The organism is Anabaena sp. CCY 9402-a (assembly GCF_963920945.1).
Classification (GTDB): Bacteria; Cyanobacteriota; Cyanobacteriia; order Cyanobacteriales; family Nostocaceae; genus Trichormus; species Trichormus minutissimus.
Genome location: NZ_CAWUDL010000127.1, coordinates 1 through 9,679, shown reverse-complemented (window position 1 = coordinate 9,679; position 9,679 = coordinate 1). Strand labels below are relative to the sequence as shown.

Sequence of the window (9,679 nt, the reverse complement as noted above, 5' to 3'; positions counted from 1 at the left end):
ACGAATCACGAATCACGAATCACGAATCACGAATCACGAATCACGAATCACGAATTACGAATTAATTAAATTTGTTCCACACTCAACCCCGACGCAATAACAGCCTGCTGACACAATTCTAAAGACGGATCACCGGCTATCACCCGTCGCTGCAAACGATGAGCGATCGCGATCATATCTGCTTGTGGCAGCCAGGGCAATACTACCAACTCTCCAGGCTGAGAAAACATCGTAATTAATTGCTCTAAAGTAGTTGCTTGCAAATCAGCAGGTTCGAGAACAATCAATGTTTTTGCTTCCTCAATTAGCCACTCGTGATCCCAATCATCCTCTGTCACAGCCACTGCTAAAGCAATGGGAGGGATGTTAGTAAAAAACTCTGGTGAGGCTGTGTCACCATGAAATATCAAATGCTGTTTACCTAAGCGCATCCACTTCCTGTTACTAACTTCGGGAGTAGTTGCTGGTATCTGTGGCGCGGTTATCGGTACTTCAACTATAGAGTTATTAACATCATCAGAATTGCTTTTATCTATAGAGTTAGGTATGATAGCGATGATTTCTGATGTAGTAGCCAGAGGTAATTCTGGTTGCTCTGCTACGTTTTCTTGTTGATGTTTAATAGTTTGGACTAATTCTTTATGGGTGATGCGTTTACCTGTTTTAGCTTCTTCTATGTACTGTTCCCGCAGATTCTGAGGTGTCGAAGGTGCAGCCAGGAGATAAAGAGCCGAGGTAGCAATGTCAATTTGTGCAAGATTTGCACGATTCCCAAAGGTTTCGTAGACATTAATAAAATTATAAGCCGTGCGACGACTCCAACCAAATTCGGCTTTCAGCCAGGTATCAAAATGGCCATGCTTAAGTTGAGCGCGTACTTCTGCCAAACTTTGTCCAATCTCCCAAATATCTTGGGCTGTCCGGCGTAACTGCTCTCTAATCTCGCTGGTACGTTGCTCAACTAGCGATCGCTGCTCTGGAGTGAGAATGCCATAATCAAAACTAGTCACAATATTCTCTTTCGGATGCTTACGCTTTGAATTAATCATAGTTATGGGTTTCTAAATCCATTGAGCAAAGAATTCAGCTACCTGAGATCGCTGATAGGACAACAAATGGCGAGGTTATTTTACTCAGTTATTATGTATAATCCCTATGTTAGTAAACACACTATATATTTAATTCTAGTGGAAAATGGGAAATTTATTAAACTGAGACTGACAAATACTTTATCTTTAACCTGGTAATGCCTATTACGCATTCACTTTCAGGTAGCTGGAGCTATTCTAACGGTTTTAATATTAAACTCCCATACGAAAGATTACGTAATTTAAATATTTGATATATTTTTTGCCAAATATTGCGGTCAGCATTGTCAGTAAATGTCGTGATATTGCTGTTATCTCAAGTAACAACAAAAATACTTGACAAAGTATCCCATTTATTGATTTATTGAGAATAATTACTAAAAGACTTAAGTGGTTGGTAAAAATGGTGATGTGTATTTTGTGGTATCAGGGGTGGATATATTTTGGTGAATGTCTCTAACCTAGACGCAGGCTTGATTTTCCATCTGTGATCGCTGAGTTAAAAGGCACTGTAATGAATACGTGCAGAAATAATATTTTCACTATCTGAAGCCATGCGAGCTAATTTATGAAAACTCCGTTGCTACCGTCGGTAAATAGTTCCTTGTTAGAAGTTGACCATATTTTTATCTGTGTTGAGACAGCACCGTCACTAGAGTTCTTTGCTAAACAGGGAATAACTGTTGCTAACACTCCTGTCAAACAACCAGATAGAGGTACAGCCTCGCATATTATTTTTTTTGACAATTTTTATCTAGAACTTGTTTGGATTGAAGATGAAGTTGCTGCGGAAATTTATGCCGTCCGCACAGGGATAGATTTTTTGGCGCGATGCTTACGACGGACTGCACCCAAACACTTTTATGATCCGAAAATTTCTCCCTTTGGGATTGCGCTACGTCAGCAATCTCAGACAAAACGTTCCCTAGACGAGTATGAATTTAGCTATTCGCCACCAGGACGATCAGAATTATTATTAAGTTTTTCCAGTGATAATTTAGTAACTCCAACAGAACCCCTATGTTTTGTCATTCCTGATGCGATCGCTTTACCCAGACTCAAAAGAAACTTTCCTAACTTGCAACATCAGTGGATGTCTCATGCTTTAGGGTTGAAAAAGATGACAGGGATCGAGATTAATGCTGCTTGTGGGAATACTTTAACTCAACCTCTAGCACTGTTATCCCAAGACGGAGTAGTACAAATTGACTCTGGTTGTCCATCTATCCAGTTGACTTTTGATAATCGCGTGCAGAGAGGTGTGATAGATGCGCGAAAAATAGATATTCCTCTGGTGTTAAAGTTTTAGGCACAAAAATCTCATGGGATTGGGGAATCGTCAAATCTGGCAGCAATTTTGGCAAATTATTCAACTATACTGGTTATCTTGTTGGCGTGGCGGTGCGATCGCCCATTTAATCATGCTGGTGATTTTATCCTTGGGAAGTAGTTATTTCATCATTTTTGAGATTCTCCAACGCGGGGAACTGACTTCTTCCTTAGCAGCGCAGAACTTTAATCGGTTCTACCAGACATTTTGGTTTTTTAGTGCTGTTGTGATTATTAATATTGTATTCATATCTCTCAAAAACTATATGCAAGCCAAAATCAGCCTTGATTGGCGCAAATGGCTGACATCTCACTATTTCCAGCAATATTTTGCCCAACAATCCTTTTATCATTTACAGGTTAACTCTGCGGTTGATAATCCAGATCAGCGTTTAGCAGAAGATATCAAAAATGTCACCCAAAGATTGGTAGCACTATTTGTAATTATTCTAGATTCTTTAGTACAGCTAATGGGTTTTATTGGGGTGCTGTGGTTCATTTCCCCTATTTTGATGTACTCTTTGGTGACTTATGCTGTCGTCGGTACAGTGATGACAACGCTGGTGTTTGGGAAAGTTTTAGTCGGGATTAATTTAGAGCAGATCAAGCGGGAGGCAGATTTTCGCTATGGTTTAGTCAGAGTCAGAGAAAATGCGGAGGCGATCGCATTTTACAACGGACAAACCCAGGAATCACAACAACTCAAACAGAGATTTAGTCAAGTATTCGCCAATATCAAACGTTTAATTACCTGGCAATTTCGGCTGAATGCCTTTCAAAATGGGTATCAGTTTCTCACCTTCATCTTACCCTTTTTGATTTTAGCCCCCCGAATTTTCTCTCGCGAACTAGAAATAGGTGCAGTCACCCAATCCCAAGCCGCCTTTGAGCGAGTCGGGTTAGCACTGGGATTAATTATTACGCAATTTAATCAAATCAGTGCCTTAGTTGCAGGAGTTGAGCGACTCACAGAAATATCTAATATTATGGAAAGAGAACCACAAGCAGAAATTCAGCTTGTGGAAAACACACAGATAATTATCAAAAATTTAACACTAGAGCTTCCCCAGAAAGCCAACTTAATTCAAGATTTATCTCTCACAGTCAAACCAGGAGAATCATTAATCATTGTGGGGGAGAGTGGCGTAGGGAAGACATCTTTATTGCGAGCGATCGCAGGACTATGGTTACATGGAGAAGGCGTAATTGAGCGTCCAGCAAATGATAATTTGTTATTTCTCCCCCAACGTCCCTACATCACCTGGGGAAACCTGCGACAACAATTAACCTACCCCCAAACAGCAACTAACATTCCCCACGAAATCCTGCTAAAAGTCCTCCAACAAGTACACTTACCCGACTTAGCCGAACGCCACGGAGGCTTAGACACTGTAATTGATTGGTCAAGAGAATTATCATTAGGAGAACAACAAAGACTAGCCTTTGCCAGATTGCTCCTAATTCAACCAAAATACGCCATTTTAGACGAATCAACCAGTGCGCTAGATGAAGAAACAGAAGCCAGCTTATATCAACAACTGCAACAAACATCAGTCACCTATATCAGCGTCGGACACCGCAGCACACTATTAAACCATCATCAACTAGTTTTAGAACTAACACAAAAAAACTGCCAACTATTACCCACAGATAATTATCATCTTTCCTCAAACCCTCCGCGCCCCTCCGCGTAAACCTCTGCGCCCCTCTGCGTTTAAACACCCCCTAATCAGCAACCCCAGAACCTTCAGGCAGTTTATGATCAGGGATTAAGTCTTCTACTTTCCGCAAAGTACGCCAGCTATACCCAAATACCCCTACTAATACTGTGCAGATAGTCATACTGACAAATAGTAAAGTAATACCTGAACCCGTCCCAGTCCCAAAGATGTTGCCGAAAATCGGGGCTAAACTGCCTGTGGGACTCATGGCTGGTTCAAATACTCGATCTGCAAGGAAGCCAGCAATTAAGGGAGTGATGGCAGCTACTGTCACGCCTATGAGTTGATCGGCGGCTAGGACTCGTCCTTGTAAGCCTGGGGGAATTTTGGTATACCAAATGGCGTTACTGGAACTGTAGAACAGGGGAATGAGTGTGGATGAGAGAAAATGCGCTCCCATCCAGACTGGTAATGTTTGCCCCAGTCCGAGAAAGGTTCTGAAAATACCGTGTCCGATGAAACCGAGTAACATTCCGTGTATGCGGCGATGGAAGCCTCCCCAAATACCTAGGGTTAATGCCCCAATGACACCACCAATACCCGCAGCACTTGTGACAGTACCGAGAATTTGTGAATCGCCACCTGTACGGGCAAGAATCATCGGGCTGTAGAGGACTTTACTGATATCGTTGGGGATGGCAAATAATGTGAAGGCGATCGCCATCGCTGTTAATGATGGATTTGCCCAAATATAGCGAAATCCAAACGTTAATTTCTTCCATAAATTCTCAGTATTCTCACTGTGAGATTTATCAACAGCAGGCTGAGGAATTTTGACGATAAGTAATGTGAGGAAAGCCGCCGCAAAAGTTGTCAAATCAATCCCGAAAATAGCCTGCATCCCCAGACGGGGATAGATAAACCCGGCTAAGGCAGGAGCAAAAATTGCTGCACTGTAGTTCACCGCAGAACCTAAGCTTTCCGCACGGGTGAATTGTGCTTTGGGAACTAATAAGGAAATGGAGGCAGAATAGGCAAGGACTTGCAATTGTCCAAAGCCACCGTAAAGCATGACAATTATATATAAATGCCATACCTGTAATTGTTGGCTGAGGTAGAGGATTGCGATCGCTAGGGTACACAGTACAGCGACAACTTCCGCCAAAATCATCAGGAAGCGACGATTAAACCTATCTACCGCAATACCGGCAAAGGTGGTAATCAGGATTTTTGGCAGTTGGGCGAAGAAGCCCACTAATGCCAAAGCTGTTGCCGAACCAGTTTTGTCCCATACCCAAATTGTGAGGGCAAAAACTGTCATAAAACTGCCGATGGTAGATACTATCTGTCCTAGCCAGATGATCAAAAAGGTTCGCATTATGGCAATGTGTTTAGTTTTCGGCGTTGCTGATTAGGGGGATTTTGTTTCACGCAGAGGAGGACACTTGCGTGGGCGGCTTTGCCGACTTGAGCAAAGTGTCCGTCACGCAGAGGCGCAGAGGTGCAGAGAGGAAGAGGTTTAAAATTCAACGGAGATGCTACCGGTTAAGGTGAAGGGCGCACCTGGAACTACACGCACAATGTCTCGCGCACCTTCGTAGTAATTTTCATCAAATAGGTTTTGGATGTTGATGGCGGCGCGGAATTTGTCACGACGATAGAAGATGGAAGCATCTGTACGCCAGTAACTAGGTAAGGTGAATGTGTTGCGTAAGTCCCCTTGGCGTTCTCCTTGCGTGAAGACACCTAAACCGAATCCTAAACCTTTGAGGCTTCCTGATTGCAGTTCGTAGGTACTCCACAAACCTAAAGCGTTTCTAGGAACGTTTTGTAATTGCTTGCCATCAAATTCTGGGCGGCTATCTTCGGTAATTTCTGTGTCTGTATAGGCGTAACTTGCTGTCAAGTTCCAACCAGGGAGAATTTCACCGACTACGTCTAATTCTATACCTTGGCTGCGTTGTTTGCCGATTTGGATTTGGGAGAGGGGTTCGCTTAATCCTTGGGCTGCAACATTGGTACGTTCTAAATTGTAAAATGCTAGGGTGGTGGAGAGGCGATCGCCTAATAAATTTGCCTTCACCCCAATTTCATACTGAGTTCCCCGTTCTGGTTCAAAGGGTTCGCCAATAATTGTTTCTCCCGTTTCTTGATTTACCAAAATCCGCGTTCTACCAACAACGGGGGTAAATGATCTGCTGTAGCTAGCATACAGGGAAAGATTTTCACTAGGCTTGACAACAATACCAACACGGGGACTAAAAACTGTATCGTTACGTTCAAAACTTTCTTCTGAAGACAGCAAATCTTCATATTTTTGGTTAGCAAAATCCAAACGTCCACCCAAAACTAAAATAATATTCTTCGATAGAGAAATTTGGTCTTGAGCATAAATACCAACAGAATTTTTGCGCGTATTGGTATTACCAAAGGGAATAGCAAATGATGACACACTCTCAGGTCGATAAACGGGATTGAAAATATCAATGTCTCTGATTTGTCTAAAATCCAGTCTATCTTTTACCTGTTCTCTAGAAACTTCGACACCAAACAACAAGCTATGTTCAATACTGCCTGTTTTCAGCTTACCTAAGAGACTATTATTAAAAGTTAAACTAGTTGTACTCGAAGGGTTTTCTACTAAAAAGCGTCGAATTGTGCGTCCATCTCTATTTAGTCCGTCTGATGTAGCAGTGTTAGAAATGGGGGTTATGCCCGTGTTTTCAGGAATATCTAAAAAGGCTGTGGAAAGTTCGCTTTTTATTTTCCAATTATCGTTGAGACGATGGTCTAACTGATAACCTAAGCGCGTTACAAATGATTCAGTTTCAGATAGAGATGGCTCACCTAAGTTAGCATTTCGTGACACTCTACCATTGGGGTTAGAAATGACTGTCCCTGAAGCTGGTAAATCCGGTGCTGTTTCAAAGCTACGGTATTTGAGATATTCTAAATTAGCCGTTAAAGTTGTATTTTCATTACCAATTAATCTCACAACTGGGGCGATAAAGAAAGACTCGCTATTTTCAAATTTTTTGAAGCTTTCAGCAGTTTGATAAGCGGCATTTAAACGATAAGCTATACCATCTTTATCTAAGGGGCCGGAAAAGTCGATTGTGGGACGATGTAACCCAAATTGCCCTACTTGATACTCAAAGCCATAATAGGGTGTATTCAAAGGCTGTTTAGTTACTATGTTCACTACCCCACCTAAATCACCCTGTCCAAAGAGTACGGACGCTGGCCCTTTGAGAACTTCGACTCGTTCAACGTTAGCTATTTCACTTTGAAACCGTAAGCTGTCATCCCGTAAACCGTTACGCAACAGGTTACGAGATTCAAAGCCACGAATTACTGGGTTTAAAGCTGGTGCTTGAGAAGAGGTACGCCCGGTACTAGCACTGCTAGTATTTTTTAAGACTTCACCGAGGCTACGCGTACCTTGGTCTTTGATAACTTCTTGGGGTATGACTTGAATGGCTTGGGGTACGTCAATCAGTGGGGTGTCAGTACGAGTCCCAACCGAGGAATTAGGAACTTGATAAGTTGGTCGGAATTCATCCCCCACAACTGTAAGTTCTATTGGTTCTTCTGGTTCTTCTTCTGGAGGTGGGGTTTCTGCTATTGCGGGTGTCTCTGGGGTTGGGGTTTCTGTAGTGGGAGTTTCTGGGGTTGGTGGCGTTTGACTAGTAGTAGTGAAAGGAATACTAACAACAAATTCCTCTCCTTCCTGACGCAAAGCAACTTTGGGAGCTGCACTGACTCCAGTAATCTCAATTTCAATGGTATTAGGGTCAGACTGTCCGACAACAATCTCAGCAATACCAGGGATGGGATCGTTGGTAATTACGGGTGGTTTTCCTTGCAGCAATTGGAGTTGAGCATTGCTGACAGTGATAATTAAGGTCTTATCTTCTATGCTGGTTTGAGTGTTTAGGGTTACTCCGGGTGAAGTTTTTAAGACGACTTCTAAACCTTGATCTGTATCATAGAGTTCTACTGCCGTTACGGGAACAGGAGCAGCCCAAGCAGGTTGGGATACAAGAACAGTTATTACACTAGCAACACCAATGGCGGGTTGCCAATAATTCCATGTCATAAATACCGATTTTCCTAATTTAACTGGTGTAGACGCTTACAGATCAAGGGAAGAGTGTCGTAATGTGTGGGGAGCGAAATTTTTATGCTCAGTTATTTAACTGGAATAGAATACTACCATTTTTTCTATAATCTTCATCCAACTTTTCAATACTTCTATAGATTTGTTTGTAGTGAGGACTTTAGTCCTTACTACGAACTGAGTATTAGCGGACAAACTTCAAGCTTTCTCCGGTTTTGGAGAAGAAATCAGTAAAGATGCTCATGACGGTACGTTCTCTAATTTTTATGTTGGTGTTTAATGACATCCCCGACTGTAGGGAAATTTTGCGGTTTTTGCTGCTCAGGTATTGTTGGTCAAGGGTGACTGTGGCTGGGAAGGTATAGTATGGCTGAAGTTGGGTTGGTGGTAGGGCATCAGAACCAATCCAGGTTAAAGTACCTTTGATGTCACCAAATTCGCTGTAGGGGAAGGAATCTATGCGGACATCAACGCGCATTCCTTCTCTGATAAAGCCGATGTCTTGATTGGTGATGGAAACTTTTGCTACTAAGTTAGTTTGGGGAACGATTTTCAGCACAGGTTCGGTGGATTTAGCCACAAAGCCGGGGGCGTGGGCTTTCAGGTCAAAGACTACACCATCAACAGGCGATCGCACTACACTATATTTTAATGCCTGATTGGTTTGACTGAGTTGGCTGTCAAGTTCAGCAATACGTTTTTTGTTATCAATAATTGCTTTGCTCAGTTGACTGTCAATCTCCGCTAGTTTTTGGCTATTATTGCCAATCCGGGTGGTTAAATCTCTTCTATCAATATCTTTGGTGTTTTGAACTTTGGCTTGGGCTTGGGCTATAGCCGCTTGCAAGCGGATCTTTTCTTCTTGCAATTGTGCAATTTCTGCACGAATGGATTCTACTTGTTGTTGTTGGTTGAGGTATTGAATGCGGGAAATTCCCCCTTCTGTCGCTAATTCCTCTAGATCATTAAAAATTTGCTCATTAACTTCTAACTTTTCCTCGTTGGATTTAAGTCTAATGTCTGCTTGGCTATATTGCTTGCGTAATTGGTCAATTTCTAACTGAGCAGATGTAACTCGTGATGTTAACTCTTCCAACTCAGATTTTACCCGTTGTTGTTGTTCAGCACTCAAGGTCATTTCCCCAGCATTGCCATCAAGTTGAGCTTGAAACAGACGATTTTCGGCAAGTAATACCGCCCGGCTTCTGGTTAAACTGACAAATTGCGCGGGAATGGATACAGTAGGTGAGGTGTCCTCTTTCCCACTTAGTTGTGCTTGGTAAAATTGATTTTCTTGTTCTAAAACTGTGCGGACTCGTTTCAAGGAATCTTCTTGCGCTTGGGAAACGGTGGGATCAAGGCTGACAAGTAAATCCCCAGCTTTAACCCGCTTTCCGTCTTTGACATGAATAGTTTTGACGACACCCTCCAATACTTCTCGGTTAAGAACAAAAGCAAGGTAAAGTGATAATTGTTCACTT

The 9,679-nt window shown here is 42.3% G+C and carries 7 protein-coding genes; 2 read left to right on the top strand and 5 right to left on the bottom strand.

Going from position 1 to position 9,679, the window contains the following annotated elements:
- Nucleotides 1–65 precede the first annotated feature (65 nt).
- Nucleotides 66–1,049 (bottom strand): DUF3102 domain-containing protein, encoded by a 984-nt coding sequence (locus ACM0OR_RS26890; protein WP_414579469.1) that lies wholly within the window; start codon nt 1,047–1,049, stop codon nt 66–68.
- 607 nt (nt 1,050–1,656) lie between these two features.
- Between ACM0OR_RS26890 and ACM0OR_RS26885 the strand changes: the two genes are divergently transcribed.
- Both ACM0OR_RS26885 and ACM0OR_RS26880 read left to right on the top strand, forming a co-directional pair.
- On the top strand, nt 1,657–2,397 hold the full coding sequence (locus tag ACM0OR_RS26885) for a VOC family protein (RefSeq protein ID WP_414579468.1): 741 nt from the start codon (nt 1,657–1,659) through the stop codon (nt 2,395–2,397).
- Nucleotides 2,398–2,410: 13 nt separating this feature from the next.
- Nucleotides 2,411–4,111 carry an ABC transporter ATP-binding protein/permease gene (locus tag ACM0OR_RS26880; protein WP_414579467.1) on the top strand — a complete coding sequence of 567 codons (1,701 nt, stop codon included), beginning with the start codon at nt 2,411–2,413 and terminating at the stop codon, nt 4,109–4,111.
- Between the two features lie 31 nt (nt 4,112–4,142).
- Here ACM0OR_RS26880 and ACM0OR_RS26875 read toward each other — a convergent pair whose 3' ends face one another.
- From ACM0OR_RS26875 to ACM0OR_RS26860, 4 genes are all read right to left on the bottom strand, one after another.
- Complete coding sequence (locus ACM0OR_RS26875) at nt 4,143–5,456, bottom strand: MFS transporter (protein ID WP_414579466.1); 1,314 nt, start codon at nt 5,454–5,456, stop codon at nt 4,143–4,145.
- Complete coding sequence (locus ACM0OR_RS26870; protein WP_414579465.1) at nt 5,456–5,608, bottom strand: hypothetical protein; 153 nt, start codon at nt 5,606–5,608, stop codon at nt 5,456–5,458. The genes ACM0OR_RS26875 and ACM0OR_RS26870 overlap by 1 nt, the downstream gene beginning before the upstream one ends.
- A complete protein-coding gene (locus tag ACM0OR_RS26865) occupies nt 5,598–8,177 on the bottom strand; it encodes a TonB-dependent siderophore receptor (protein ID WP_414579464.1) in 2,580 nt (859 codons plus the stop codon). Before ACM0OR_RS26865 ends, ACM0OR_RS26870 begins: the two co-directional genes overlap by 11 nt.
- Before the next feature lie 205 nt (nt 8,178–8,382).
- On the bottom strand, nt 8,383–9,679 hold a 1,297-nt coding region (locus ACM0OR_RS26860; RefSeq protein ID WP_414579463.1), incomplete at its 5' end, for an HlyD family efflux transporter periplasmic adaptor subunit.

What these genes read in the sequence shown, in the direction of transcription:
- ACM0OR_RS26890 (WP_414579469.1), bottom strand. Translation starts at nt 1,049, where the DNA reads ATGATTAATTCAAAGCGTAAGCATCCGAAAGAGAATATTGTGACTAGT.
- ACM0OR_RS26885 (WP_414579468.1), top strand. Translation starts at nt 1,657, where the DNA reads ATGAAAACTCCGTTGCTACCGTCGGTAAATAGTTCCTTGTTAGAAGTT.
- ACM0OR_RS26880 (WP_414579467.1), top strand. Translation starts at nt 2,411, where the DNA reads ATGGGATTGGGGAATCGTCAAATCTGGCAGCAATTTTGGCAAATTATT.
- ACM0OR_RS26875 (WP_414579466.1), bottom strand. Translation starts at nt 5,456, where the DNA reads ATGCGAACCTTTTTGATCATCTGGCTAGGACAGATAGTATCTACCATC.
- ACM0OR_RS26865 (WP_414579464.1), bottom strand. Translation starts at nt 8,177, where the DNA reads ATGACATGGAATTATTGGCAACCCGCCATTGGTGTTGCTAGTGTAATA.